Origin of the sequence: Shouchella tritolerans (genome assembly GCF_025770735.1) — a bacterium.
Lineage (GTDB): Bacteria > Bacillota > Bacilli > Bacillales > Bacillaceae_D > Shouchella > Shouchella tritolerans.
Genome location: NZ_JAODPB010000002.1, coordinates 730,546 through 757,166 on the forward strand (window position 1 = coordinate 730,546; position 26,621 = coordinate 757,166).

Consider the following 26,621-nt stretch of genomic DNA (forward strand, 5'->3'; position numbering starts at 1 on the left):
GACGGGCTGGGCTAGGTTGCCCACCCCGTCAAACTTTTGATCGGTCTCGCTTTGATTCGTCAAATGCAGCCATTGCAGCCTCTTCTTCAGTCATGCCTTGCTGCTTCAATCTCTCGATCGCGGTTACCATGTTTTTATAGTCTTTTGGAATGACTTTTACGAAGTCTGTTTTTACTTGCTCCCAGTTATTCAAAATCCTTTGCGCTTGTTCACTTCCTGTCTCTTCAACGTGCTCTGTTAAAAGAGCGTGCAAGAGCCTCTCGTCCTCAGCTGTAACGTTTTCGATCAACACCATTCCTTGGTTGCACTTGTCTATAAACGTCCCATTTGCATCATTGACAAAGGCAAGGCCGCCTGACATGCCAGCTGCAAAGTTTTTGCCGACTTCACCAAGTGTGACAACAATGCCACCTGTCATATACTCAAGCCCGTGGTCACCCATTCCTTCGACAACAACTTGCGCTCCAGAATTACGAACGCAAAACCGTTCGCCTGCTTGACCTGCGATAAACGCCTTGCCAGACGTAGCGCCATAAAAAGACGTATTGCCGACAATTACGTTGTCTTTTGCGGCAAATGCCGCATTTCTCGCAGGAAAGACGGCAATCTTTCCACCTGATAAGCCTTTGCCGATATAGTCGTTTGCATCGCCTTCCAGCCGAAGGGTAATGCCTTGAGGGATAAATGCACCGAAGCTTTGCCCGGCCGACCCATTAAATGAGAAAGAGAGCGTATTTTCCGGCAAGCCTTTTGCGCCGTATTTTTTGCTCACTTCACTACCGACAATCGTGCCGACTACCCGGTCTGTGTTACGAATTGTCGTTGCGTACGTTACTTTCGCGCCATTGAGAAGTGCTGGTTTGGCTGCCTCTAGCAGCTCTCTTGCATCGAGTGACTGTTCCAATTTATGATCTTGCGCTTTTGTTTTGATACAGGCTTGTATTCCACTTGATTCTGGCTTGAATAGGAGATTCGATAAATCAAGTTGTTTCGCCTTTTCATTGTTAATATGACCGTTTACTTCTAGCAAGTCGGTTCTGCCTACCAACTCATCTACAGTACGGACGCCTAGCTCTGCCATCCGTTCACGCATATCTTCGGCAATGAATGTCATAAAGCGGACGATATAGTCAGCTTCTCCTGTATACTTTCTCCGTAGTTCTGGATTTTGAGTAGCAATTCCAACTGGGCAAGTGTCCAAATGGCACACACGCATAATTACACAACCGAGCACAACTAAAGGAGCAGTAGAAAACGCGTATTCTTCAGCACCTAATAGCGCGGCAACGACTACGTCTTTGCCAGTCATTAGCTTGCCGTCTGTTTCCAACGTGACGCGGTCACGTAAATTGTTCAGCAACAGTGTCTGATGCGTTTCTGCTAAGCCAATTTCCCACGGTAATCCAGTGTGCTTGATACTTGTCCGCGCCGCTGCTCCTGTACCGCCATCGTAGCCGCTAATAATAATGCCATCAGCGCTTCCTTTTGCGACGCCTGCCGCAATCGTACCGACGCCTGTTCCAGCCACAAGCTTAACGCTCACTTTCGCAGTCGGGTTGGCGTTTTTCAAATCATGGATAAGCTCAGCTAAATCCTCGATTGAATAAATGTCATGGTGAGGTGGTGGCGAAATCAAGCCAACACCTGCCGTCGAGCCACGCACTTCTGCCACCCACGGATAAACTTTCTCGCCTGGAAGTTGCCCCCCTTCCCCTGGCTTTGCTCCTTGTGCGACTTTAATTTGGATTTCATCTGCATTTACAAGGTAATGGCTAGTAACTCCAAATCGACCGGACGCTACTTGTTTAATAGCACTGCGGTGCAAATCGCCATTTTCATCAGGAGTAAAGCGGCGTGGATCTTCTCCACCTTCGCCAGTATTGCTTTTGCCGCCTAAGCGGTTCATGGCAATCGCAAGCGTTTCATGGGCTTCTTTCGAAATCGACCCGTAGGACATCGCACCTGTCCGGAACCGCTTTACAATCGATTCTGCCGGTTCGACTTCGTCTAGCGGAATTGCGTTGCCTTTTTTGAAGCGAAAAAGACCACGCAAACTTGTCTGCTTTTCTGTTTGCTCATTGATCGCATGCGTATATTGTTTGTAAAGCTCATAATTGTTCGTGCGGCACGCATGCTGGAGCATGTGAATCGTATGTGGGTTGTATTGATGTTCTTCCCCATTACGGCGCCACTGCAAATCATCCCCTGGATCAAGCTCACCATCATCGCCTTCACGAGGTGAATAAGCGCGTTCATGGCGGGCGAGAACTTCGTTCGCAATCGTCGAGAAGCCGATTCCACCTATACGAGATGCTGTCCACGTGAAGTGGCGGTCAATTAACTCTGGATCAATGCCAATGGCTTCAAAAATTTGTGCGCCTCTATAACTTTGAATTGTTGAAATCCCCATTTTAGACAGAACTTTCATGATTCCATTGGTTGTACCATTCACGTAACGTGTACAAGCTTCTACATAACTGTAATCTGTTAAGAGCTGCTTTTGAATCCAGTCGTCAATTGTGTCGAACACGAAGTACGGGTTGATTGCTTCCGCGCCGTATCCGATCAATAATGCATGATGATGGACTTCACGGGGCTCGGCTGACTCCACTAGCAAGCTAACTTCTGTGCGCGTGCCGCTGCGGATCAAATGGTGATGCAAGCTGGACACAGCCAGAAGCGCTGGAATTGGGGCTTTTTCTGCTGAAATAGTACGGTCGCTTAAAATCAGCAATGTCGCGCCGGCTGAAATGGCTTTATCAGCATTGGCAAACAATGTGTCAAGAGCCTCTTCAAGTCCTTGGCCGCCTTTTTGCGCGTCAAAAACGATTTCAAGCGTTTCCGCTTTAAAGCCGTCCATTTTGTTTGAGCGAAGTTTTGCTAATTCTTCATTATTCAGAATCGGCGAAGGCAAATAAATATGCCTACAACTTAGTGGCTCCGGCTCGAGGAGGTTCCGCTCTGCGCCAATTGTCGTACCTACAGCCGTTACCGCTTTTTCACGGATCGCATCAATAGGCGGATTTGTGACTTGGGCAAATTGCTGCTTAAAATAGTTATAGAGAAGCTGCGGCTTTTTCGATAGCACTGCCAGTGGCGAATCATAGCCCATCGAGCCGACTGGGTCATTTTCATCTTTAATAAGCGGCATTAGCATTTTTGTTAGTTCTTCATACGTATACCCATAGACAAGTTGGCGTTCATGGATGCGCTCAAATTCCGTATCAAACACGTCAGCTGTTTCCAGCACATCATCAAGATGAATTAAATGGTCTTTGACCCACTTTCCATAAGGTTTTTCTTCGACAATTGCTTGTTTGGCTTCCCCATCTGGAATAATGCGCCCTTCTGTGAGATCAACAAGCAACAGCTGTCCAGGATGAAGCCGGTCTTTTTTAACAATCGATTCTGGCGGGAAATCAAGTACGCCGACTTCAGAGCTCATCACAATATAATCATCTTTCGTTACATAATAGCGCGATGGGCGCAAGCCATTGCGGTCAAGGGTGGCCCCGATTTTTTCTCCGTCCGTAAACACAATGGCCGTTGGTCCGTCCCATGGTTCCATAAGTGTGCTATGGTATTCGTAAAACGCCCGTTTCTTTTCGTCCATCTGTTTATTATTTTGCCAAGGTTCTGGGACCATCATCATCGCGCAATGAGCTAAAGAACGCCCAGATAATGACAAAAATTCAAGCGTGTTATCAAACATGGAGGAATCACTGCCATTTTTGTCGATAACGGGATGGATTTTTTCAAGGTCACTTCCAAATGCGGCACTAGCAAATTTCGCTTCCCTCGCGTGCATCCAATTGACGTTTCCTTTAATCGTATTAATTTCGCCATTATGGATCATATACCGATTTGGATGGGCACGTTCCCAGCTCGGAAATGTGTTGGTGCTAAAACGGGAATGGACAAGCGCCAGCGCCGACTCAAATGCTTCATCGAGCAAATCCAAATAAAACATACTTACTTGGGCCGTTGTCAGCATTCCTTTATACACAATCGTCCGGCTAGAGAAGCTGGCGAAATAAAATGACTCTTCTGGCAAAATCGTTGGTTCAATTTCGTGTTCCGCTACTTTCCGAGCTACATAAAGCTTACGCTCAAACGCCAATTGATCAAGAGGCTTGGCGCTCTTTACAAATACTTGCTCAATGACAGGCATGGAGCCACGCGCTGCCTTTCCAAGCATAGACGGGTCTGTTGGCACATTGCGCCAGCCTAATAGCACCAACGACTCTTTTGCAAACACGGCTTCCACTTTTTGTTTGCACGCTTTTCGTGCTGCCTCTGCTCGGGGCAAAAACAGCATCCCAACTGCATACGCTCCTGCTGCCGGAAGATCAAAAGGGAGCACTTTTCTAAAAAAGCGGTCTGGCAGCTGGACTAAAATGCCAGCACCATCGCCGGTGTTGATTTCATCTCCTTGTCCGCCCCGATGTTCAAGGTTTTCAAGCATCAACAAAGCATCCTCTACAAGTTTGTGAGATTTCCTTCCTTTCATTTGCGCAAGGAAACCTATTCCGCAGTTATCGTGCTCAAACCCCGGATCGTATAACCCTTGCTTTTGTGGAAAACCTACATTACGCATAGACACCACCCTTTCCTCCATTTCAATTCTTCTCTCTCTAAAGGCCGGACTTCGTTTTCAGCAGAAACTGTCGTTTTGTTTCTAAATTCATAGTTATGCAACCACCCTATTTAAAAACAGGCATTGCCGTCTTGTTTTTATGTTCATTTTTGAAAAAACGGTGGAAAACAGCAACTGCAAATGTCCATGTCCCCAATAGGCAAAAAACGAATATAAAAACAATACTATGAATAAAAATCCAACGATATGTGCGAAAACCAACGCCCGCCTCGCCATACATTCGTTTATAGACGAACATTCCGATACGGCCTAAAAAAATATTCCGTGTTAGAAGTTTAGCGATAATTTTGGCATCCGTCAAGATTGAACCTCATTTTTGCTTATAATTTTGTCGTTTCGCCTGCAAATAAATTGCCACTGAAGGTAATTTCGTTCATAATAGAAAGGAGAAAACTGAAACATATTTCATTTATCCAACGTATATAAACTAGAACCGATAAATCCGATTACTTGTTGGAGGTTAAGCGAATGACCGAACATAACAATACACAAGACAATGAAATAGACGTGTATAAAAACGAAACCGATATTCACACCCTTTTGCAAAAACTAGACTCGCTAGGAGAAACGGAGCAAAAACAAGCAGGCGAATCACTCGAGGCACTTAAACGCCCTGTCAAACAAATGATGAATGACGAAGCCAATACGCTTCCAAAGCAATTGCATGAATTGCGTGAAGTTGTTGGCCAGCTTGAACCGGACTACTTACATGATTCTTCGTTGAAAAAATTTTTAAACAAACTTTTAAAGAAAGACCCCATCGAGCAATACGCTAAAAAGTACCAAACGGTTGAAGCACAAGTCGACCACATTATTGAGGGGCTGTTAACCGGAAAAGATAAACTGCAAGAAGACAATGTCATGCTCCAAGAGCTAAAAGTTGTTGCAAAAGAACGGATTGAAAATTTGAACAATCAAATTGCGGTTGGGACAGAACTGCACGAGATGTTGGAACAAGAGATGACTTCAGAACGCTGGGCCGATAACGCGAACGAACTGAAAAAAGGACAATTAAAAGTGACGACGCGGATTAAAAATATGCAGCAAGCTGTCATGGTCCTCCAGCAATCCCTCGCCTCCGTCGACTTGATCATGGAAAACAATGAAAAGTTGGAAGAAGCGATTTTCAACGCGATCACGATGACGAAAAACATTATTACGGTAACGGCTTCGATCCAGCTAGCACTCACAAACCAGAAAAAAGTGATTACAGCGGTCCAAAACGTAAACCAAGCGACTGAATCCATGCTTCTTTCAAACGCAGAATTGTTGAAGCAAAATACAGAGGAAACATTAAAAACACTTGAAGAGCCAGCAATTGCACTTGATGCGTTCCGAAAAGCATATGATAATGTATTTAAAGCAATTGAGTTGACGGAACAATCCAATGAACGGATTGTCACGAGCGGAAAACAATTCATTAAAGAAATGGATCAGCTCAATTCCGAAATGCAAACGAAATTGTTAAATCGATAGCAGCAGGAGGTTGACTCCGTTGAAGTTTTTTTCAACATCTCGCTTGGTTGAGTTGTTCACACCAGCGCATAAGCGTCCTGTTGATGATCATATTATCCAAGATGACACAACGATCCGTTTCATCAACGACACGGAACGCTTACTAAAACGCATGGCAGATAATGCCACAGGCAAAAATGAACGCAAAAATGTACGCAGGCGGCAAAAAGATTGGGATATTCGCATTAAAATTACCTATAATCACATTCGGCTAGTAGTCGCCGACACGAAACAATCGAGTTCGCCTGTCCACAAACGGCTTCGCATCGTCTGTTTCCGTAAATACGTCAAGGCTTCTGATGGGGTTGGGAAAATAAAAGAAGCGACAATCCATTACTTGAAGGACGGGCGCATGCACGTACGCTCGCTCCTCAATGTCCCTGCTTTTCAAGGAATTTTTCACGGCATTCACCGTCTGGATTTGGCCTACGTAGGGACGAAATTGACAGACGATGTCTCTCTTGATCGCTTAAACGGCCAAGAAAAACAGTTAAAACGAGAACAAGCAAATGACATTAAAGTGCTTGCCCAAGAAGCGAGACGTTACGTTCAAGCAATGGACACATTATCGATCGATCCGCTGCTCGACAACCGCTTAAAACGAATCCTTGCCCATGTCGAAAAACTAGAAGACGACTTTCCGCTTTTTGGTTATGAACAAAAACACACGGTTAGGAGATTGCTTCGTGATGACCTTCCTAACTTAATGGGCGCCTATTTCGCTTTATCGAAAAAGAACCAACTCGAACAGCGCGATAATGTGTTTGTTTCGTTGTCGCAAATGGAACTTACTTTAATCCATTTGCAAGATGAACTTGAACAAACGAAAATAGAGCGCATGGAACATGTGATGCGATTGCAGGAACTCCGCTATGGAGCACAAAGCGACCAACGAAACGAATAAAGGCCGCGCTTGCAGAAGCGTGGTTTTTTTCGCTATAATGAAATCGCAGCACAGTATTTAAAACAAGCTAAAAGGTGAGGATTGTATGGACCGCAAGGAAGCCCAACAGTTGGTTGGCCAGTTGCTTATCGTCGATCTTGGGGTCGACGGCGTTTATTTAGGCGAACTCGTCAACGTTGTTACAGAACCGAAAAAGCCTTGGCGTGGGGAAGTCCGGATATTCTCTGTTTTGTCGTTGCCTGATTCCATCTTTCGAGATGATACGATTGCCTTGCACGAAGTTCCATACGACGAAGGCGATATTGACCTTTTCAGAAGCCAACAGCTAAAAAAAAGACCACAGCAAATCCAAATTGAGCCTTACTTGGATTCCGTTTTAACTGATTTGAAACGGCGCTACATCCGCTTGAAAAATGATGCTTCTGCACCGTCAGCTGAACTAGAGGCGTTGGAAGTATACATCAAAACGTTGACTAGCCAAAAGCGGCGTACAGAGCGGACGAAAGGCCATAACGCTGGAAATGACGAAGCGCCCTTTTATAATGAATACACATTCCATTTTCGCGATAACCACTATGTGCTTATTGACAGCAAAGGGGAAAGCCTTTATTTGACTCCTTCCCATTTTGAGTATGTTTGGCACCAACAAGGCAAACTCGTTTCAGGCCGCTATGAAGGCGATGGCGTGTTTGTCCGCGACAATGGCATTCGCTATATCCCTGAAGAAAATACCGTTATTTTAATTGACCAAAAACAATTCGACCCTTATTACATTTTGCGCAAGGAGCTCGACCCTGTCGCCTTGCAAGGGTTTGAATACAATTTACAGCTTCACGATGTTTCACACCGCGATTTGATTCATTGCTATAATTCCTTGTTGGAACAACTGTTGAATGGAGAAAATGAAACCTCCTTCCAAGGAGTCAACTTCCTCACATTTCAAACAGATGAACATTTTGTTCTTGTGCAGCATCATTTTAAACGAAATTTGACATTGGAAAGCGGACAGCCTGTGTACGACCGCTTTGAGTTTACAACCGATAAAGGCAAACGCACCATCTCCCTATATACGAACGCATTTCGGTTTTAAAAAAGCCAAGAACCTGACAAAGGTTCTTGGCTTTAAACTGTGGAAAAAAACGCCCCCATCTTTCGTTGTTACCCCGTGCATTCTAGTCTGATTGATAAGAGTACCAGTGGAACAACGCGTCAGCGTTTTCATCGCTTACATTTGGCACGTAAAAGGACTTGCCAGCCAAGCTCGACTGGACAAACATTTCAAAATGGGCCAGCTTGCTCCGCTTTTGCAGGAAGGAGACTCGTTTTGTTACTGACTGGACTTTTTGTTTAGGCGAGATGACGAGCGTTTGCCCAATTGTCCGTGACCGAAGCCAAATAAATGCGTCATTGCTGCCCGCTCCAGCATCTCGGTATTGGAGCCAAGCAAACAAAGCCGCAATTGCTACCACAACGGTTCCTCCAATCAGTCCAATCGCACCGAAAAAATAACTTGTCACACAAGTGGCTACAAGCGGAAGGATGAGCAGCCGCAAAAAAAAGCGGATCGCCGCTCGTTTAGGAGCTGATTCGATTGGGCGTTCAAACACATATTCAGGCAGTGTCTGTTCCAAAAAAGCAGGCAAGTCACGTTCGTGGATTAACGGGACGAGCAAAGTGGAGCCTTGTTCTTTGTTCGTGCCTCCCCCTGCCGACTCGACATACACAGAAACAAAGCCAAACGGTTGGCGAATGATGCTTTTGATGATCCGAACGGCCGTAATACGACGATAAGCTAACGTGAGTTGACGCTTTTCAATTAGCCCTCGCTCAATCACCATTTCCTTTTTATAGGTGCTCACTTTAAAATTTCCATATGTTAAAATCGTTAGCACACTTGAAATGATCCACGATAGGAGCAGCACGGCGACAGCCAGAATGAGCAGGAGAATAAGACTTAAACCGATCACATAATCAAACGTATTTTCGTATATGTCATCTGGTATAAACTGGCCAACTTGCGACAATACTGCTGCCACTGCAGAAATGACGAGGCCGATTCCACTTGATGTTAAGGCAGCATAAATGAGCCGTTTTGTACCCAAATGCCAAACTGTTAACGGTTTGGTTTCTGTTTCAGTTTCCATTTCGCTTTGTGCTTCGTTAAGTTCCCCGTCGTTTTGGCCGCTATGTTCTTCTTCTTTTAACTCCTTTAACAGCTCAGCCCGAATACGGACCGCCTCTGCCCTCGTTACCGCAACAAACTCAGCTTCTGCTTCCATTCCTCCGCCGGCAGTATCAATGCTTACTTTCACAAGTCCAAATAATCGTTGCCACAAACCTGCGGAAATATGAATCGCTTGCACTCGTTTTTTTTGGATATAGCGTTTTTTCTTGACGAAAACGCCCCGTTCTACGTATAGCTCTCCTGCTTCAAGGCGGTAGCGGAATTTGAACCAACTCAGCCAACTAAAAACGGTAGAGATGAGGATGAGCGCACACAATGCGAGGAAAAAATAAAACAGCATTTGCTGCAACAACGCAACAATGGCAAAAGGCACCGCGATCTGCCAAACCCCTTTTGCGGACTGGATCGGAATCGCGGCAATATGTTGGCGCTTTAGCTCATTCATCTTCATGCACCGCGGCAAGTTTAGAAATTTGGTCACGCAACGAGTCCGCATCGTTTAAAAATAAAGTTGGAATGCGATGTGTGGTCGCAGCAGTCGTAATCGAAACTGTGGCCATTTTGTAACGCCTAAGAATCGGCCCCTGCTCCGTGTCGACATGTTGGACACGCACCATTGGCACAAGCGTCCGCCTCACCACTAATACGCCTTGTTGGATATCAATTTCATCATCAAAAATTTCATAGCGGAAACGACGCCACTGCACGAGCGGCCAAATTCCGATTCGAACGATGCCATACATCACAACAGCTCCTGCTAACCACCATGTTAGCCATTCATAAAAGGACAGAAATATGTATCTTTGTGCAAAATAATAGCCGATCGGGACCAGAGCTAGCAGCAGCGTATCGATTGCATGTTGCAGGCGCCACACGTTGATCGCCTTTCTCGGCAGTCGCAATTGCGGTTGCCCTCTCATGCTTATGATGCCTCCTTTTTGACCAGCTTTACCGACTGGCAAGCTGGTCACTCTTCATCATCCGTTACATAAATGAGGTTGACACCTTGTTGTTTAAACCATTCTAACAGCCGCTTATTCTCTTCTAAATCGACAAGCAGCCCAATCGATTCAACCAACTCGATTTCTTCAAGCTCGCCGTTTTGTGCATCTTCAATGAGCTCAAGGATGTCTTCCTTTCCTTCTTTTTCAAGCTTTTCCATTAAATCATCAATGGTCGTTCCCACTTCCATCCTCCTTCCTTACCCTTTACGTGCCTCTGTCATTTGTTTCCAGACAGAGCCTTTTGCTTCTTCGCCACCTTGAATCCGTGCCAATGCCATTTTCACTTGCAGCGCGACTTCAAATTCAGGGTCGTCTTCTGCTTCTTTCAAGGCAGGCACCGCTTCTTCCGTACCTACTTCATACAAAAACATTGCCGCCCGCCAACGGACGATTTTGCTTTCATCTTTTAAAGACTCGATCATTGCTGGAATCGCTTTTTCAGAGCCGATATCTGACATGCAATCGCCAGCTGTACGCCGTACAGTGACAGAAGGGTCTTTCAACGCTTTTTCAAGCAATGGCAAAACGGATTCTGTCTCGATCATCCCTAAATACATCGTAGCCAAACGGCGAATCGACGCTTTTTCATCGGTGAGCGCTTTTTCCAACACTGGCAAGTCTTTCTCTTTTGGATCCATTTGTTCAAGCGCAGCATAACGGTCACGCCAATCTTCTGCTTGCAACATTTCCAGTGTCACTTCTTTGAAGCGGGCGGCAAAGCTTTCGGCTGCCGCTTTTTCTCCTTTAGCAAGCTTGATTAAGCTGTCGAGCCTTGCTTCAGGGTAAGCAGCGCTTATTTCAGCAGCTACTTCTTTCGCAATGGTTGCTAGCTCCCCATAACGAGGCGCTTGCTCTTCCCATTTCCGCTCTAACACCACATTGTCGTTTGGAAGCTGTGCTTGCGCTACAGCTTGGGCAAAACGGTCAGGAAGTCCTTCTCGCACTTCTTCTTCGCCGTCTGATACCTTTACTTGCATGGGAATGCCTTTAAACATTTGGATCTGCACTTGAACTTCGCCATAGCCATCATGTAGGTTGTTGGCTTTAGCTTGCTCGTCTGGTTCTTCGCCAAATTGTTTACGAATTTGCGGCAAAATCGCTTTCCAATCCGCTTTTGGATATCGATCCACTGCTAAAAAGTCACCAACATGGTAAACTTGCTTGATCCCTTCTATGTCAAAAAGCTGTTGAATAAAAGTCGGCGCCTCTGCTTTGTTTTTTTCTTGGTACGTTGTGCTTGCACCGGCTGCTGCTTCACTTAAGTTGATTTTCATTGTATTCGGGCTTGGTGTGGGCTCAATTGAGCGAATATACATCCATGTTTCCTCCTTTGTCACCATTTCCTCTTTTTCCATACTACCACAGCCTAAAAAGCGATTGCTAGCGCGACGATTATGCTTTAAATGTTCTAGTACACATTTTTGCACCACATCTGTTACAATATGATAAAAGGAGGCTTAAAATTATGCGATTTGCTTTTTTATCGGATATTCATGGAAATGCTACAGCGCTTGAAGCTGTCTTGAATGACTTGCAAACGAAGCAAATTGATCAGACGTACATATTAGGAGACCTTTGCTTTCGTGGCCCAGAACCAAAACGAGTGCTAGAACTCGTACAAGCTTCTGGCGCACGTGTCATCAAAGGAAATGCAGATGAGTGGCTCGTGCGGGGCTTTAAAGATGGCGAAGTGCCTGTTGAGCGCCTTGAAATGTTTAACAAAGAAAGAGATTGGACACTTGGCCGCCTAAGCCAAGAAGACTTGGACTATTTAAAAAACCTTCCGACAGAACTTATCATTGACGACGGGCAAGATTTGGTCATCCACGCTTTCCATGCAAGCCCCTCTGGGTTATTTACAGCCATTGATGGGGATGAAACAGAAAAAATCGAAAATGAGCTCATGGTCCGTGATGAAGCAGACATTTATGTTTACGGCCATACCCACCATCCTTATGTCCGCTCCCTCCATGGCAAAAATGTCATTAATACTGGTAGCGTTGGCATGCCATTCGATGGTCATCCTCTTGCTTCTTATATTATTTTGGACATAGAGGACGGCAGCCACTCTGTCCAATTAAATCGCGTCCCTTATAACCGTGAACATGTTGTTGAAATTTACAAGCAAAGTGGCTATCCGAATATTGAAGCAATGAGCGCAGTGATTTATTACGCGGTACGGCCTAATTAAAAAAGCAAGCCGAAATGGCTTGCTTTTTTACTTTGAGCTAATCGATCAGCGAGGTTAGCTCTGCGAGAATCTCAGGTAACTTCGCCTGTTCTCCAAACTGCGCTGTTTGTTCATGGCGATTGTTAAGCAAGACCGTCGTCGGCACACCTTTGCAGTTGAAATGGTCGTACAAAGCAGTGCCGCGATCTTGTAAAACCAAAAAGTCCCATCCTCTTTTTTGTAAGTAAGCTTGTAAATCGACATCGCCTTCACGGCCTGTTACATTGACTGTGACAAATTGCAGCTTGTTTTGATCGGCATGGGCAGCAAGTGGCATTTTCGCCGCCAAATCCCGTTCAGAATCGGGGCACCAACTCGTCCAAAATGTCAGCATCACCGCACGTCCTGCCGCTTCTTTACTTAATTGCCATGTTTGGTTTGTTGAAAGTTGCGGCAATGAAAAATCCATCGCCTTCCCTCCTTAGGAAAAACGCTCTTTCCGTTTGTCGACAACATCAAGCACCTTTAAGAAGAACGTTTTTGGCAATGTTCGTTGTATGCGAGCGCTAAATTACGGACAATCGCCTCTGGTTCTGCACCCTCAATGTCTTCACGGGGAATAAAATGGACAACTTCTGTCCCCTTTAACAACGCCATCGATGGTGAAGACGGCGGATAGTCAGGAAATTTGCTACGCATGGCTGCAGTCGCCTCTTTGTCTTGGCCAGCAAAAACCGTTACCAAGTGGTCTGGCGTATGGTCATGTTGCAAAGAGTAAATCGCAGCAGGGCGTGCTAGTCCAGCAGCGCACCCACAAACCGAGTTGATAAAGACAAGCGTTGTTCCTTCAGCGTCAGCCATATAGTCTTCCACTGCTTCGGCGCTGGTCAATTCCTTAAATCCTGCATCAGTCAGTTCTTGGCGCATCGGCAGAACAACTTGGCGCATATATTCTTCATAAGCCATTGACATCGTTTTCTACCTCCTTCATGTTCGATAGGATCTCCATCACAGAGAAAAGTCGGTATATTTTCGCTTGCAAGCGACCCTTTTTATAATAAAGCAACGCAGGCACACTTTCAATTTGTGCGCTCCTCGCCCATTCCGGCGCAAGTTGGATGTTTACTTGCCAAAATGAAAACGTTTCTTTGCTTTCCTCGATGATCGACAGCATCCGTTCTGCCTTTTTGCAGGCACCGCAAAAAGGTGAATGGACATAGACCCATCCATCTTTGCCTGCATCAAGGGCTGCGCAGAGCTCGGAGTAACGAATATTAATCACGGTTTTTTCTTCCTGCCTTTTCCAGTTCAAACACGAACAAATCTTCAGCAATCATGACATTAGGGAGGAGCGCTGCCGCTTCATCGCGGTATTCGTTTTCATTCCGGGCATACCTAGAGGAAACATGGGTTAAAATAAGTTGGCCAACGGCTGCGCGCTTAGCCAACGCACATGTATCGGCTATGGTCGAGTGCCCATATAGATGAGCATCGTCTTTTTTGTTCGAGGCGAATGTCGCTTCGTGGACAAGAACATCAGCACCAGAGGCAAACGCCTCCATCGCCTTTATAGGTGCCGTGTCTCCAGCAATGACGACTGTTCGTCCACGAATCGGTTCATCTAAAAACGCACTCCCGTTAATGATGCGGCCGTCAGCGAGTTTGACCGTCTCCCCTTTTTTTAGTTGCGCATAAAGGGGGCCAGGGGGAACCCCGATTGCTTTTAGCGCTTCTGCATCGAGTGTTCCAGGCTTATCTTGTTCTTTTATCCTAAAGGCGTAACTTTCCACAGGATGATCAAGCGCCAATGCATCAACCGTTAACTTTTCTTCGTTACGGATACGGCCTTCTGTAAGCACATGGAAGCGAATCGGGAAACGCAATTTCGTTTTGGTCGTTTCCAATGCTTGCATTACAAATGCCTCTAGCCCTTTTGGCCCGTAAATATCTAGCAGTGTTTCCGCCCCTTGAAAAGAGCGGGAACTTAACAATCCTGGCAATCCCAAAATATGGTCGCCATGCAAATGGGTAATAAAGATTGCTTCAACCGCCGCCAGAGACAACGGAGAATGAAGAAACTGATGCTGTGTCGCTTCTCCGCAATCAAACAACCATACCGTCCCGTTGCGCCCTAAAAACCGAATCGCCAAGGCGCTGACATTGCGTTTTTTTGCAGGCACACCGGCGCCTGTTCCTAAAAAATGCAGTTCCATTTTATCGGCCTGCAAGTGCGTCGGCAAATGCTTTGCCATATGGAGCCAAATCTGGAGGGCGGCGGCTTGAAATCAAATGCCCGTCAACGACAACTGGCTCATCGTGCCAAATAGCGCCAGCGTTTTCCATATCATCGCGAATACCTGGCGTGCTCGTCACTCGCTTGCCATTAAGAATACCTGCTGAGATGAGCACCCAACCAGCGTGGCAAATTTGCCCAATCGGCTTTTTTTGCTTGTCCATTTCCTTAATGAAGGAAAGAAGCTCTGGATAACGGCGGAGCTTGTCTGGCGCCCAACCACCAGGAACTAAAACACCATCAAATTCGTCAGCTGATGCTTCGTTAAAAGAAATCGTACTCGTTGCCGGTACTCCGTATTTGCCTATATAGGTTTTGTTCGCTTCAGCCCCTGCAAAAACGACATCCGCCCCTTCTTCTTGCAAACGAATGACTGGATACCAAAGTTCCAAATCCTCAAATTCCGCATCAACTGCAGCTAAAACGCGCTTTCCTTTTAGACGCACGGGCCATTCCTCCTCTGAATCCATTTCTAATTCGTGCTTTGCGTGTAAACAGCGAAGTCAAATAAGCAAAGAAAACAAATTTTCATCCTTGTTGACTTCATTATAGGCAAAACCAATCTTCTCCATTCTTTCGATCAACCCATCATAATCTTTGCTGCATTTCAGTTCAATTCCAATTAATACTGGACCGTTCGATTTATTGTTTTTCTTTGTATATTCAAAGCGAGTAATGTCATCTTCTGGGCCAAGCACATCGGTAATAAATTCACGTAGCGCCCCAGCTCGCTGTGGAAATTCGACGATAAAATAATGCTGCAATCCTTCATAGATAAGCGAACGTTCTCTGATTTCCTCCATCCGCCCGATATCGTTGTTGCCGCCACTCACAATACAGACAACGACTTTTCCCTTAATTTGTTCAGCATACAAATCAAGGGCGGCAATAGGCATAGCCCCTGCCGGTTCGGCAACTAGCGCATTCTCATTGTAAAGGTTTAAAATCGTCGTACAAATTTTGCCTTCTGGAACAAGAATAATGTCATCTAGCAGTTCTTTGCAAATTTCCAGTGTTTTGTCACCGACTTTTTTCACAGCCGCTCCATCAACAAATTTGTCGATTTCATCTAGCTCAACAACGTTGCCTTGCTTAATTGATTCCGTCATTGATGCAGCACCTGATGGTTCACAGCCAATCATTTTTGTGGTTGGGCTGACGCTTTTTATATACGTAGCCGTCCCACTAATGAGCCCACCGCCGCCGATTGATGAAAACACAAAATCTGGCGTTTCCTCAATGTCATTCATAATTTCAAGCCCGACTGTTCCTTGCCCGGCAATCACTTTGTCTTGGTTAAATGGGTGGATGAATGTCATTTCTTGTTCTTCGCAATATTGAATGGCGTCCGCATAAGAATCATCGAACGTATCGCCAATTAACCTGACATCCACATAGTCCCTGCCAAAAAATTTCACTTGTGCGACTTTTTGCTTTGGCGTGGTAGTCGGCATGAAAATAACACCTTTGACTCTTAAAGCGCGGCATGAGTAGGCGACCCCTTGTGCATGGTTCCCAGCACTTGCGCATACAACACCAGCAGCAAGTTCTTCTTTTGATAGCGAAGAAATTTGGTAATAGGCGCCGCGAATTTTAAAGGATCTGACAACTTGCAAGTCTTCCCGTTTTAAATAAACTGTGCAATCATATCGTTCAGACAAAACCTGATCTTTTTGCAAAGGTGTATGCGTCACGACATCTTTAATTTGTTGATTTGCTCGAATAATATCCTGTAAATGCGTGGTCATTACAAACGTCCTTTCGTCGTGCACATTCCCTCGGGTATGTGTATAGATACAATGGTATTTATTCTAACATACGTCCACCAATTCTGAAACCCTTAGCTAAGGAGATCTTGCACAAGCACGAGCGATCTTTTATAATGGTAGTGAGAACGTTTGCAGATGATACATATCCGTTTTTATTGGAAAAGGAGAGGTCTGATGTTAAAGAAAGGACTCTTTGCTGCCGCTCTTATAGTAGCCATTGTTGTGCTTGCTTATGAGCCTGCTGTGCTTGCCGCTGCGGCGGAATCAACTGAACAAGTTGAAGAGAATGATGGTTTTATACGCGTCATCCTTAACATTTTGTCTGTCGCTACACTTGCCTTTCTCGCTTTTTTAACCATCACGGACAAAGGCTAAATGCGAAAAAAGCAAGCCCACACATTTGTGTGGGCTTGCTTCAATGTGTAGACAAACGCCTGCATACGTCGTCGTTCTCTTCACTCAGGCACGTTCTATTGTTCAGACGCAGCTCGTTCCATTTCAGCCAATAGACTGCTTAGCACATAACGAACCGATTTAAACGTTTCACGCTGGCGCTTCATGCCAGATGAAGGATAAAAGGACTTAATCGCAACCACATCCAAGTTCTCAACCGTTTGCTCGAGCTGACTGACATGCAAATCCCGAGGATCGGTTTTCAATAAAAATGCTTTTGCGATTGGTAGCCATGCTGCTGCTTTAGGCTGAACTTTATCGGCAAACGGCTTGACCCGATTATGAAAATCGACTTCATAGGTCGGATCCTGTTTCACCACTTCAATATAGTATTGTTCGGCTTCCTCTGTTAAAGCAAGGAGCTCCTCTGTTAATGACTTTAAAGTATCCATCGGCTACACCTCCCACAGCAAAAAGTGTAGCATATCTTTTTGTTTAAAAGGCAAACAAGTTCATAAACGATCTCCACGGCCCGCGCTTTACCTTCTTCGGCGCATGTTCATTGACGACTTGCTTTTCTTGATGGTGATGGCTCATCATCCGCTTTTCAATTAACGACAGCCTGTCTTCAAGAGTTCCGACCAGTTTCATCATTTCATCGAGCTCGCTTCGATGCTTGAGCAATTGGTAGCTGACAACGTCATCGGCCTTTGTCGCTAGCTTTTCTTCGAGGGCGTCTACTTGCACCATCATCTTTTCAAGCTTTGCTTCATATTGCTTTGTAGGAACACATGGCACCCCTTGGCGTTCATTCAAGTTGATGTCCTTCATGCGCTTCCCTTCGTCAAGCTCCCGCTTTATTTTTTTAAATAGTTGCAGATGTTTTTCGGTATAAAGAAAATGCCCTTGTTCCGTTACGTCGCAATCAATTTTGAAATATTTGGTCCACCTTTGAATCGTGGTCGGATTTACGCCAATCGCCTCTGACATTTCTTTCGTTTTCATGCAATGACCTCCTTTAACTCAATTTGCTTAAAAACGGATTCGCCCTACACTTTTTTTCTCCTACGCCGTTGACAAAACTAGAACGGATTCAACAAAGAAAGTCGTTCTCTCCTGGAATAAGCGGCGATTCACGGTGTTTCGACAACACATAAACGAATCGGTTTTTATCCATACTGAAGGAAAGGAGGTTTTCCGTAATGAAAAAAGATCATCGCCAAGGAAAAACGAACGCTAAAAACCAAACAAGCAATGAAAAAACACGCTATACAGGCGATAAAAAACTAGGCGGTCCAAACCGGCCAGCCGAATAACGAGCGCAATCTAAAGCCCTACAAATAAAAGTGAACTGCACCTTTTTTCCGGTGCAGTTTTTATTTTGTTCGCCAGCGATCGACATGGGCTAGTAATGCCAATTCCCATTTTGCCCATTTCCGCTGTTTCTCTGCCAAAACGGGCTTAACACGGATTGGTTTAAAGAACGATTCTACTTCCTCTAGGTCCTGGCTAACGGCCCAATCATTGCGAGGGGCTGGCTTGTGGCGAAAGCGCGGATAAACAAGCCGTAGCGGCAACGCCTTTTCCAATCGGTCATACTCTTTCCGGGACCCAGTTGGCTCTTGTTGGTTTGTAAATTGGAAAATGGTTGACTCGGTCTCTTCGTGGTAAAGGACAGCGCCGATTCGCTTGCCAAGCGTAATACGTGCTGTTGGATTGGCAAAATTCGTCACCGGCTCAGCGTATCCTGAGCCAGTTGGCGTTGGCAAGATGACATGGCTGAAATGGGCTAGCTCGTTTAGCGTATAAAAAACAGAATGAAAAAAAGATTCTAGTGCTGGCTCATCTAAAAAACGTGTCTGCAACATGAGCTGTTCGTTGATAATCAAAGCAGTCATTAGCCTAATTTCATCACGCTCTTCCCAAAAACGACGCCATTCTTCGATCATAAAACGAGACACAAAGAAATGTTCCAGCTCTTGAAAATGAGGAGTCTTCGTTCGTTTCCATTTTGCATATAATTGCAATTGAGGATAGGCATCTGCAAAAATCAGCCAATTGGCACGCTCATAAACAGAGACAATGGCTTGTCTCGTCTCTTTTGGCAAGACCGCAGCTAACGGGCCACCGGCAAGGTCAGTCATATTCCAGCCCGCATTCCTGGACACGATTCCAGCAAGCCGTGCCCAACGAATTTCAGGATGGCGCCTGCCGAATGCCTCGTATGCTTTTGTCCTTGCAATATTATCGACATTGTTAAAGCGAATGATCCCTTTCATCCCATGCTTTCCCTCATTTTTTCGTTAATTTTTCAACAGATCGCGCTTTCTGTTCCGCTACTCAGACGACAAATATGCTAAAATGTAAGAATGACTATGCTTTGTTACCTTTCCGCATATAGACAAAAAACATACAAAAGCGATTTGGAAAGGATGTGGGCAAATGCCGATTCGCTACCCGAATGGACAGCCCTACTCACGCAGCCCTCAGCAAGGGCAGGCGAAAAAGCCACTACCTGCCGATACATATAGCGGCCGCGGTATGACACTCGAGCAGGACATTGACGAGGCGAATTTATATTATTTGAGCCAACAGCGGGCAGTCGTCCATAAAAAACCGACACCGGTGCAAATTGTCAAAGTTGACTACCCAAAACGAAGCGCAGCTGTCATCCGTGAAGCTTATTTTAAGCAAGCTTCAACGACAGATTATAATGGCGTTTACCGAGGCGCCTATATCGATTTTGAAGCAAAAGAAACAAAAAACAAAACGTCGTTCCCGCTGAAAAACATTCACCCGCACCAAGTTGATCACATGCGGGAAGTCAGCAAACACGGCGGCATTTGTTTTGTGCTCATTCGCTTTTTTCAATCGGCAGAAGTTTTTTTACTTGATGCCAAACATTTAATTGATTATTATGACAATCAGGACGTACGGAAATCGATCAAAAAAACAGAGATTGAACGACTTGGACACCAAGTAAAAACGGGCCTGCACCCGCCCATTGATTATTTGCGGACGCTTGACGCCGTTTACTTTAACGGGGATGCAAAGGAGAGGACGTAAGACATGTCAGATGAGTATAAATCAAGGCAGGAGCGCAAAAAAGCGCAAAGTCGCGGCAAAAATGGCAAAACGCCAAAGAATGGTGGAAAGAAAAAACGAAGCATATGGAAAAAAATCTTTATCACTATGGCGATTTTAATCGGGTTAGCCATTATTGGCGGCGGGATTACCGTTGCATCTATTATATCTGGAGCTCCTGATATTGACGAAGAGCGATTGACACTGCCACAATCGTTGCAGATTTTTGATATGAATGATGAGCAAGTTTATACGCTAGCCTCTGGGGAAAAGCGGATAAATGCCAATATCGACGAAATGCCTGACCATTTGAAAAATGCCTTTATTGCTGTGGAAGACCATCGCTTCTATGACCATTTTGGAGTCGACTTGCGGCGCCTCGGCGGGGCAGTTGTGGCCAATTTCCGCGAAGGTTTTGGCGCTGAAGGAGCATCAACGATTACCCAGCAACTTGTCAAAAATTTATTTTTGTCCAATGAAAAAGCATTGACAAGGAAAATCCAAGAACAGTATTTGGCGATTCAGCTTGAGCGCCGTTATACAAAAGATGAAATCTTGGAAATGTACTTAAACCAAATCAACCTTGGGCCTTCAGCTGGTTACGGCGTACAATTAGCAGCGGAAAAGTATTTCAACAAGGAAGACTTAAACGATTTGACCGTTGCCGATGCTGCTGTACTTGCAGCCATTCCACAGCGGCCGAGTTACTTTGATCCCCACCGAAACCCAGAAAACAATGAAAAGCGGCGTAACGTCGTCATTGACCGGATGGAACGGGAAGGGTTTATCACCGCTGAGGAAGCAGAAGAAGCACGCAATACACCGATTGAAGAGCAACTCGATTATGTTGAAGGCGAGGACACCGAGTATTTAACGTTTTACGATGAAGTGTTAACCGAACTGGAAGAAATGAGCGACTTGTCTACAAATGACATTTACAATTCAGGCTTAAAAGTATACACCACACTTGATATGGATGCGCAAGAACATGTCGACCATGTCATGAAATCGGGAGAATATGCCGATCTCGTCTTCCCAGAAAGCGAAGATTTCCGTGCAGGTGTTACGCTGCTTGAAACGCAAACAGGCGCGATTCGCGCAATGGGAAATGGCATTGACGAAAATGACCCGCGTGTGGAAAATTATGCTACCATCCGTAGACAGCAAGGTTCAGCAATGAAACCACTGCTCTCTTACGCTCCTGGTATTAACGATCAACAATGGTCAACGGCTAAAATTTTCGTCGATGAAGAATACCACTACCAATCTGAAGCTGAAAAAGAGGTCCGCAACTATGACCGGACGCACAAAGGGCCTATGACAATGCGGCAAGCATTAGCAGAATCACGAAATGTCCCAGCTGTAAAAGCAATCAATGAAGAAGGCGTCGACAATGCCTTTGCCTTCCTTGATAAAATGTTTGTCGTAAATGACAATGAGCGCTATGAATCAGCGGCACTCGGTGGCGCTGAAGTATCTACGAAAGAAATGGCCGGCGCTTATGCTGCTTTTGGAAACAATGGCGAATACCATGAACCGTATACGATTCGCAAAATCGTGTTTCCAGACGGCCGGGAACTCAATACTGAGCCTGAACCAACGCAAGTGATGGAAGACTACACGGGCTACATGATTACCGATATGCTAAAAACGGTCGTCACTGCCGGAACAGGCACAGAAGCACAAATTCCTGGCGTGCCGATTGCCGGAAAAACAGGAACGACGAACTATACAGATGATACGAGGCAGAAATACAATATCCCTTCTGGGGGATTCCCAGCCTCTTCCTTTACAGGCTATAGCACCAATTATACCGCCTCTGTTTGGATCGGCTTTTCTCAAAATGGAGAAGGCAACTATTTGTCGAGCGACCATAGCAAAACAGCGCAAAGAATGTTTAAACACATTATGACGGAAGTCCATCAAGGCTTAGATACACCTGATTTTGTGAAGCCAGACTCGGTTGTGGAGATGCGTGTCGAACGCAGCACTGGCAAGCTGCCAAGCGCAGGGACGCCAAGCAGTGAAATTGTCACAGAGCTGTTTGTCAAAGGCACTGGTCCTACACAAGTGTCCCAGGAATTTGCTAGTATTTCTGACCCAACCAACGTCAGCTATTCGTATAACGAAGAATCAAACAGTGTGACGTTCTCTTGGTCTTACCCTGGAGATGAAGTCGATAACGTCAAGTTCTCCACTTCTGTAAGCAGCGGCTCCCTAAATGTAGACGAAGGTAGCATGAAAGCTGTCTTAACGGGTGTCACACCAGGTGAATCTTATACCTTTACAGTCCGAGCCCAGGCAACGGACGGAACAGGCCTACGAAGTGCGGCTGTTTCGGTAACAGCAACGATTCCAGGTGGGACCGAAGAAGAAGAAGAAGAGGAAGAAGAACCAGAAGAAGAAGAGGAAGAGCCAGTAGAAGAGGAAGAAGAGCCAAACGATGGCGAGGAAACACCGCCTGATGAAGATGAAGGCAACGATGATGAAAACAACAATGATGAGAACGATGGTTCAGACTCAGATTCAGACTCAGATTCAGATTCAGATTCAGATGCAGATTCAGATACGGACCCAGCAGATGGTGGCAATGACAATGATGCTGGCAACGGAGACGGAACGGACAACGGCGGTGATGGCGATTCTAGCCCTGGTTCCGATAATGGAAATAATGATAATGGAAACAGCGGCGGGAACGGCAATGACAACACGAATGGCGGCGAAAACACCAACAATAATAGTGGAAACGAAACGCCGCCTAGTGAGCCAGACAATTCATCCGATGGAAGTTCGTCGACTCAAAGCGACAGCAGTTCTGAGGAATAACAAAAGGCGCAGCTTATGGCTGCGCCTTCAGACTGTAGCCAAACGCTCGCATACGTCGTCGTTTGTCTCGGTCATATACTCATGAACCCACGTTCTATTCGCATCTTCCCTCGCCTGCACTCCTCGTCTGACAAGCGTTTTCTATCAGTCTGAGGGCAGGTATCGACTTTGTCGACAACCAAAAGGCGCAGCTTATGGCTGCGCCTTTTGGTTTGCTGTCTCTTGTTCGAGCCAGTTTTGTAATGCGGTGTTTTCTTGCTCCATTTGTTGTGCAAACTCCCGGCTACTAATGGTTTCAAGTCGTTGCAATTGTAATGCAATCGCGCTTTCCATCCGAGCTTTCTCTGTCATAAAGGCCGTCTGTACCGCTTGGGTGATCGCCTCCTTGCAACGCACTTCCTCATCGCGTACATAGGCAACAGCCGAAGCAGCTAGTTCTGCTGCCGCTTGTTCTTTTACATTGTCCAGCTCTCCGCCTTCAAACAGCGATTTAAGCGATTGGAAGTTCTTTGCATATCGCTCAGAATCAAATCGAATATCAGCCGGTTCCACTTGGAGAGCAAACGTAATTGTTTCTTGCTCTTCCAAATAAAATGCTTCATAAGATTGCTGAATCGCCTGCTCCCACTCTTTCAGCCAGCGCCTATAGTGGCGTTTAAACGATAACGTCAAACGAACGGCAGTGGCCCTCGCTTCTTGGGCAAGAAACGAACTGCTATCTTCTCCCCACTCGCGCAACGCTTTTGCTAATGATTCACGCTGTGCTTTTTTGGTCGTTCCCTGTACAGTCGCTACATTTACATGTTCGCCAAACCCATCACGTAACATGTATTGCATCCGTTCGCGCAAATAAAGAAACAATTCGCTAGCTTCTTGCTGGAGCCGCTGTTTAAGTGGTTCCCCTGCTTCCCGACAAAACGCATCATACATTTGCGCAAGCGATTCGCTCATTTCGTCTTTATGTTGTTTTTGGCTCCCTGCTCCTGCTTTTGCATAAGTAGCCATTTGTTGTAAATAGCGGCTATACGCTTCGACTTCTTCATAAAGAATGTCAACATTCAGCTGCTTAAACGTTTGGAGCATTCCTTCGTACAATTCCTTTTCAAATGCAGCAAACAATCCAGTTACAGGCTTGCCTGCTTGCTTTTCGGCCAAGGCGATTTTGCTCGATAGTGGGTACAAAGCAGCATCTTCTACCCCTGCGCTTTGCAACGAACGTAACACATACGCCTCCACCCCTTTTCGCTCGCTTTGATTAGCGGCTAAATCAACCGCATTTAAAACGAAGTAAAGCTTGTTGCTTGTGAATTGTTTATTAATTTTGCCAAGTTGTTCAATAAAGCGGGCATCGGTTTTAGAAAACGAATGGTTGTAATATGTTACATAAAAAATTGCATCAGAACGCCTTACTTGTTCGTAAGCAACATTTGTATGACGACCATGAATGGAATTGACGCCAGGTGTATCGACAAGCGTCAGCCCTTGCGTTGTCAGAAGACAATCGTAGTAAATGCAGACATCGGCAATTAAACAAGCATGGGCTTCATTGGCAACAAGTTCACTAAGTTCTGTTAATGGAACAGTGGCCGTTGTCGATAACAACATTTCTCTTTGCTTCAAGCTAACGGCAAGCGTCTGTAAATAGGCAAGCGCTTGCTTCTTAGCAGCTGTTTCAGTTTTGACACCTGCCAGCTTAAAGGATGTTAGTGTTTCTGGTGTAAGAGTGAGCGACAACAGTTTGCCGATCGAGGCAATCTCTTGTTCGAGCTCTTGATAGCCTTTATACCGAATTTGGACAGTGCCATGGCTAAATGAATCGGTTGCTTGCTGCACATGGGTGATCGTCGCCGTCGTTGGATGTGGGGATGTTGGCAAGACATCCGCGCCAAGCAGGGCGTTGGCAAAGCTCGATTTGCCTGCGCTAAAAGCACCAAACAAAGAAATGGTGAACTGCTGTTTCTCCATTTGCTTAAGGCGGCGTTCAAGGCGCTCTCGCCACTCGCTGCCCCATATGTTCGCTTGATATTGGCGGAGCAGTGTACGCAAAGCGTTTTTGTTTGGTTCATGGCTAAAACGCGGCTGCTCTGTTGGCTTTGCTTGCTCCTCTGCAGCTAAAAGCGTCTCGTCTGAAAAGACGATGTCTTTTACCCAATTTGTCTGTTGTTGCTCGTCTTCTGGCAGCCGCTGCTTTCGTGCTTCCTGCAACGCCTGTTCAAATGCACCGTTGTCGCTCACTCTTTTCGCAGCACTTTCAAGGCTTTCCGCTTGATACGCATATGCTTGGTTGAGTTGTACCCATTTTTCGACAAGTGGTTTCAGGCGTTTATGCTGTTCAAGTTCAGCCTTGCCTTTTTCCAACGCCACCTCATCCGCTGTTCGCAAGCCAGCTTGTGCTTTTTCCAAAGCAGCATTAGCCCGTTTTTTTACTTCACGGATAATCTCGTCTGTGCGTTCTTTCGCAAATTGGTAGGCGTACTCCCGCCCGACTGTTTCCGTCGGTGCGTGCCTGCTTAAAAATGACTCATCAATGTGGAAAGCGGTGTGCTCAACCGCTTCAAGAAATGCTTCTTTATTCGCTAAACGGTCTACTGGAATCGTTTGCAAAGAACGTTTGACATGAAAAACAAGCTGAGACTGGATTTGATCGTCTAACGCTCGTGTTAGCTGTTTCAGGAGCCGCATCCGCTCTTCTTTGGTTTTCTTTTTAGAAAAAAACCAACCGACACGGAAGTTTGGCTGAAGGGTTTCCAGCCATTGTTGCGTTTGTTCCATAAGCGCAGCATTAAACAATGTCGCTTGTCGGAAAAGCGATTGCCACTCCCCCTGGAATTGCCTCTGCCTGTTTTGATGAGCATCCTTTAAGCGCTCAAGGCGCTCGTATTCTTCTTGGTAAGAAAGGAGCGTATCGAAAGAGGCACCCTGTACAGCGGCCTGTTCATCAAGGAGATGCACCGCTTCGTCTTTTTCTTCCTGAAGACGCCGCTGTACAGATTTATAAAAGCTGTGTTTTAACCGGTTTTTGCTTGCTTCCGCTAAGCGGTTGCCAGCTAAAAGCAATGCTTTCATTTCCTGTTTAAACCGGACTAGTTCGTTTTCATGCATATCTGTGTTTTTCATGCTTGTATAATAAATCGATCCATAATGGATGCCCCATTCTTTAAGCGTGTTTTCAATACTTTCCCTGTACGCAGCAAACGAAAGTTCTCCTTCTTCATGTTTATCAATTTGGTTAATCACTAAAAACAGAGGCTTTCCTTCTGTGCTAAGTTGTTTTAAAAAATAGAGGTTCGTTTCCGCTTTTACATGGTTATAATCCATGACAAATACAATCGCATCGGTTGTATAAAGGGCATCGAATGTCACACGTTGATGCGTAGGGTCAGTCGAGTCGACGCCAGGTGTATCCATAAGTTCGCTGCCATGTTTTAAAAAAGGAACAGGGGCATAAATGCGCAGCCGTTTGATTTGGGTGCCGTCCATGCCTGAACGTTTGACAGCATCCCAATCAATTGCCCCTTGCCAGTTTTCCTCTTCGCCATTTGCTTTCTCTAATACAACACGAATGTCACCTTGGCCAATGATCACTTGGTTTGCGCTTGTCGGAATAGGGCTTGTTGGCAGCAGAGGCGCACCGAGAAGCTCATTCAGAAGCGTCGATTTCCCGGCGGAAAAATGGCCGCTAAAAGCAAGGCGAAACGATTGCTTTGTCTCAATCGCCTGCCAATTTTGCTTTTCTTTTTCTGTCCACTCTACAGTCGTCGTTCCAGTCATTCCGCTCACTTCTGTCTTCCTTTCTATTTTCTCTATCGTACTTCCAAAAT

General features: G+C 45.6%; 24 protein-coding genes. 8 read left to right on the forward strand and 16 right to left on the reverse strand.

Annotated features, from left to right (window positions below; translation table 11 throughout):
• Positions 1–28: 28 nt before the first annotated feature.
• Entirely contained in the window at positions 29–4,597 is a 4,569-nt protein-coding gene (gltB, locus tag N6H06_RS10055) for a glutamate synthase large subunit (RefSeq protein ID WP_263706377.1), read from the reverse strand.
• Between the two features lie 106 nt (positions 4,598–4,703).
• On the reverse strand, positions 4,704–4,958 hold the full coding sequence (locus N6H06_RS10060; RefSeq protein WP_062746744.1) for a hypothetical protein: 255 nt from the start codon (positions 4,956–4,958) through the stop codon (positions 4,704–4,706).
• 167 nt (positions 4,959–5,125) lie between these two features.
• Here N6H06_RS10060 and N6H06_RS10065 point away from each other — a divergent pair, with 167 nt between their 5' ends.
• The 3 genes from N6H06_RS10065 to N6H06_RS10075 all read left to right on the forward strand — a co-directional run bounded on the left by N6H06_RS10065 (position 5,126) and on the right by N6H06_RS10075 (position 8,166).
• Entirely contained in the window at positions 5,126–6,133 is a 1,008-nt protein-coding gene (locus tag N6H06_RS10065) for a toxic anion resistance protein (RefSeq protein WP_263706233.1), read from the forward strand.
• 19 nt (positions 6,134–6,152) lie between these two features.
• Positions 6,153–7,076 carry a hypothetical protein gene (locus N6H06_RS10070; protein WP_238583307.1) on the forward strand — a complete coding sequence of 308 codons (924 nt, stop codon included), beginning with the start codon at positions 6,153–6,155 and terminating at the stop codon, positions 7,074–7,076.
• An 85-nt stretch (positions 7,077–7,161) separates the two neighbouring features.
• Positions 7,162–8,166: a DUF2777 family protein gene (locus tag N6H06_RS10075; RefSeq protein WP_062746739.1), complete on the forward strand. Its 1,005-nt coding sequence runs from the start codon at positions 7,162–7,164 to the stop codon at positions 8,164–8,166.
• A gap of 82 nt (positions 8,167–8,248) precedes the next feature.
• Here the strand turns inward: N6H06_RS10075 and N6H06_RS10080 are convergent, their stop codons facing one another.
• The 4 genes from N6H06_RS10080 to N6H06_RS10095 are packed head-to-tail and all read right to left on the reverse strand — an operon-like array spanning position 8,249 to position 11,581.
• On the reverse strand, positions 8,249–9,706 hold the full coding sequence (locus N6H06_RS10080; protein ID WP_263706236.1) for a PH domain-containing protein: 1,458 nt from the start codon (positions 9,704–9,706) through the stop codon (positions 8,249–8,251).
• Positions 9,699–10,181 (reverse strand): PH domain-containing protein, encoded by a 483-nt coding sequence (locus tag N6H06_RS10085; RefSeq protein ID WP_263706238.1) that lies wholly within the window; start codon positions 10,179–10,181, stop codon positions 9,699–9,701. Before N6H06_RS10085 ends, N6H06_RS10080 begins: the two co-directional genes overlap by 8 nt.
• A 47-nt stretch (positions 10,182–10,228) precedes the next feature.
• Positions 10,229–10,447: a hypothetical protein gene (locus N6H06_RS10090; protein WP_263706240.1), complete on the reverse strand. Its 219-nt coding sequence runs from the start codon at positions 10,445–10,447 to the stop codon at positions 10,229–10,231.
• Positions 10,448–10,462: 15 nt separating this feature from the next.
• Positions 10,463–11,581, reverse strand: coding sequence for a conserved virulence factor C family protein (locus N6H06_RS10095; RefSeq protein WP_062746732.1), 1,119 nt, complete (start codon positions 11,579–11,581; stop codon positions 10,463–10,465).
• A gap of 149 nt (positions 11,582–11,730) precedes the next feature.
• On the opposite strand from N6H06_RS10095, the gene N6H06_RS10100 reads away from it, so the two are divergent.
• Positions 11,731–12,456: a metallophosphoesterase family protein gene (locus tag N6H06_RS10100; RefSeq protein ID WP_062746731.1), complete on the forward strand. Its 726-nt coding sequence runs from the start codon at positions 11,731–11,733 to the stop codon at positions 12,454–12,456.
• Between the two features lie 37 nt (positions 12,457–12,493).
• Here N6H06_RS10100 and N6H06_RS10105 read toward each other — a convergent pair whose 3' ends face one another.
• Genes N6H06_RS10105 through ilvA form a run of 6 tightly spaced genes read right to left on the reverse strand, consistent with a single transcriptional unit; the run spans position 12,494 to position 16,476 of the window.
• A complete protein-coding gene (locus tag N6H06_RS10105; RefSeq protein ID WP_062746729.1) occupies positions 12,494–12,904 on the reverse strand; it encodes a TlpA disulfide reductase family protein in 411 nt (136 codons plus the stop codon).
• A 56-nt stretch (positions 12,905–12,960) separates the two neighbouring features.
• Complete coding sequence (locus tag N6H06_RS10110) at positions 12,961–13,407, reverse strand: BrxA/BrxB family bacilliredoxin (RefSeq protein ID WP_062746728.1); 447 nt, start codon at positions 13,405–13,407, stop codon at positions 12,961–12,963.
• Entirely contained in the window at positions 13,391–13,717 is a 327-nt protein-coding gene (locus tag N6H06_RS10115) for a thioredoxin family protein (protein WP_062746726.1), read from the reverse strand. Before N6H06_RS10115 ends, N6H06_RS10110 begins: the two co-directional genes overlap by 17 nt.
• On the reverse strand, positions 13,710–14,648 hold the full coding sequence (rnz, locus tag N6H06_RS10120; RefSeq protein WP_062746724.1) for a ribonuclease Z: 939 nt from the start codon (positions 14,646–14,648) through the stop codon (positions 13,710–13,712). Before rnz ends, N6H06_RS10115 begins: the two co-directional genes overlap by 8 nt.
• 1 nt (position 14,649) lies before the next feature.
• Complete coding sequence (locus N6H06_RS10125; protein WP_062746722.1) at positions 14,650–15,174, reverse strand: type 1 glutamine amidotransferase domain-containing protein; 525 nt, start codon at positions 15,172–15,174, stop codon at positions 14,650–14,652.
• Between the two features lie 57 nt (positions 15,175–15,231).
• Complete coding sequence (gene ilvA, locus N6H06_RS10130; RefSeq protein ID WP_263706248.1) at positions 15,232–16,476, reverse strand: threonine ammonia-lyase IlvA; 1,245 nt, start codon at positions 16,474–16,476, stop codon at positions 15,232–15,234.
• A 195-nt stretch (positions 16,477–16,671) separates the two neighbouring features.
• Between ilvA and N6H06_RS10135 the strand changes: the two genes are divergently transcribed.
• Positions 16,672–16,872 carry a hypothetical protein gene (locus N6H06_RS10135; RefSeq protein WP_062746719.1) on the forward strand — a complete coding sequence of 67 codons (201 nt, stop codon included), beginning with the start codon at positions 16,672–16,674 and terminating at the stop codon, positions 16,870–16,872.
• Between the two features lie 95 nt (positions 16,873–16,967).
• On the opposite strand, the gene N6H06_RS10140 is transcribed toward N6H06_RS10135, so the two are convergent.
• On the reverse strand, positions 16,968–17,342 hold the full coding sequence (locus N6H06_RS10140) for a YppE family protein (protein WP_062746717.1): 375 nt from the start codon (positions 17,340–17,342) through the stop codon (positions 16,968–16,970).
• Between the two features lie 43 nt (positions 17,343–17,385).
• Positions 17,386–17,895, reverse strand: a complete 510-nt coding sequence (racA, locus tag N6H06_RS10145; protein WP_263706253.1) for a chromosome-anchoring protein RacA — start codon at positions 17,893–17,895, stop codon at positions 17,386–17,388.
• Between the two features lie 197 nt (positions 17,896–18,092).
• Between racA and N6H06_RS10150 the strand changes: the two genes are divergently transcribed.
• The gene (locus tag N6H06_RS10150; protein ID WP_153020515.1) at positions 18,093–18,206 is read left to right on the forward strand and encodes a spore protein; all 114 of its coding nucleotides are present in this window, start codon (positions 18,093–18,095) and stop codon (positions 18,204–18,206) included.
• A gap of 60 nt (positions 18,207–18,266) precedes the next feature.
• On the opposite strand, the gene N6H06_RS10155 is transcribed toward N6H06_RS10150, so the two are convergent.
• Positions 18,267–19,169: a DUF2515 family protein gene (locus N6H06_RS10155; RefSeq protein WP_062746714.1), complete on the reverse strand. Its 903-nt coding sequence runs from the start codon at positions 19,167–19,169 to the stop codon at positions 18,267–18,269.
• A gap of 163 nt (positions 19,170–19,332) precedes the next feature.
• Here N6H06_RS10155 and recU point away from each other — a divergent pair, with 163 nt between their 5' ends.
• The gene (gene recU / locus N6H06_RS10160; protein WP_062746713.1) at positions 19,333–19,956 is read left to right on the forward strand and encodes a Holliday junction resolvase RecU; all 624 of its coding nucleotides are present in this window, start codon (positions 19,333–19,335) and stop codon (positions 19,954–19,956) included.
• Between the two features lie 3 nt (positions 19,957–19,959).
• The gene (locus N6H06_RS10165; RefSeq protein WP_212953641.1) at positions 19,960–22,800 is read left to right on the forward strand and encodes a penicillin-binding protein 1A; all 2,841 of its coding nucleotides are present in this window, start codon (positions 19,960–19,962) and stop codon (positions 22,798–22,800) included.
• Positions 22,801–22,992: 192 nt separating this feature from the next.
• On the opposite strand, the gene N6H06_RS10170 is transcribed toward N6H06_RS10165, so the two are convergent.
• Entirely contained in the window at positions 22,993–26,571 is a 3,579-nt protein-coding gene (locus tag N6H06_RS10170; protein ID WP_263706378.1) for a dynamin family protein, read from the reverse strand.
• Positions 26,572–26,621: the final 50 nt, after the last annotated feature.

Excerpts from the sequence above, each read along its gene's own strand:
- N6H06_RS10075 (WP_062746739.1), top strand. The coding sequence starts at position 7,162 with ATGGACCGCAAGGAAGCCCAACAGTTGGTTGGCCAGTTGCTTATCGTC.
- N6H06_RS10065 (WP_263706233.1), top strand. The coding sequence starts at position 5,126 with ATGACCGAACATAACAATACACAAGACAATGAAATAGACGTGTATAAA.
- recU (WP_062746713.1), top strand. The coding sequence starts at position 19,333 with ATGCCGATTCGCTACCCGAATGGACAGCCCTACTCACGCAGCCCTCAG.
- N6H06_RS10150 (WP_153020515.1), top strand. The coding sequence starts at position 18,093 with ATGAAAAAAGATCATCGCCAAGGAAAAACGAACGCTAAAAACCAAACA.
- ilvA (WP_263706248.1), bottom strand. The coding sequence starts at position 16,476 with ATGACCACGCATTTACAGGATATTATTCGAGCAAATCAACAAATTAAA.
- racA (WP_263706253.1), bottom strand. The coding sequence starts at position 17,895 with ATGAAAACGAAAGAAATGTCAGAGGCGATTGGCGTAAATCCGACCACG.
- N6H06_RS10155 (WP_062746714.1), bottom strand. The coding sequence starts at position 19,169 with ATGAAAGGGATCATTCGCTTTAACAATGTCGATAATATTGCAAGGACA.
- gltB (WP_263706377.1), bottom strand. The coding sequence starts at position 4,597 with ATGCGTAATGTAGGTTTTCCACAAAAGCAAGGGTTATACGATCCGGGG.
- N6H06_RS10105 (WP_062746729.1), bottom strand. The coding sequence starts at position 12,904 with ATGGATTTTTCATTGCCGCAACTTTCAACAAACCAAACATGGCAATTA.
- N6H06_RS10095 (WP_062746732.1), bottom strand. The coding sequence starts at position 11,581 with ATGTATATTCGCTCAATTGAGCCCACACCAAGCCCGAATACAATGAAA.
- N6H06_RS10135 (WP_062746719.1), top strand. The coding sequence starts at position 16,672 with ATGTTAAAGAAAGGACTCTTTGCTGCCGCTCTTATAGTAGCCATTGTT.
- rnz (WP_062746724.1), bottom strand. The coding sequence starts at position 14,648 with ATGGAACTGCATTTTTTAGGAACAGGCGCCGGTGTGCCTGCAAAAAAA.
- N6H06_RS10140 (WP_062746717.1), bottom strand. The coding sequence starts at position 17,342 with ATGGATACTTTAAAGTCATTAACAGAGGAGCTCCTTGCTTTAACAGAG.
- N6H06_RS10085 (WP_263706238.1), bottom strand. The coding sequence starts at position 10,181 with ATGAGAGGGCAACCGCAATTGCGACTGCCGAGAAAGGCGATCAACGTG.
- N6H06_RS10165 (WP_212953641.1), top strand. The coding sequence starts at position 19,960 with ATGTCAGATGAGTATAAATCAAGGCAGGAGCGCAAAAAAGCGCAAAGT.
- N6H06_RS10170 (WP_263706378.1), bottom strand. The coding sequence starts at position 26,571 with ATGACTGGAACGACGACTGTAGAGTGGACAGAAAAAGAAAAGCAAAAT.
- N6H06_RS10100 (WP_062746731.1), top strand. The coding sequence starts at position 11,731 with ATGCGATTTGCTTTTTTATCGGATATTCATGGAAATGCTACAGCGCTT.
- N6H06_RS10080 (WP_263706236.1), bottom strand. The coding sequence starts at position 9,706 with ATGAATGAGCTAAAGCGCCAACATATTGCCGCGATTCCGATCCAGTCC.
- N6H06_RS10110 (WP_062746728.1), bottom strand. The coding sequence starts at position 13,407 with ATGTCAATGGCTTATGAAGAATATATGCGCCAAGTTGTTCTGCCGATG.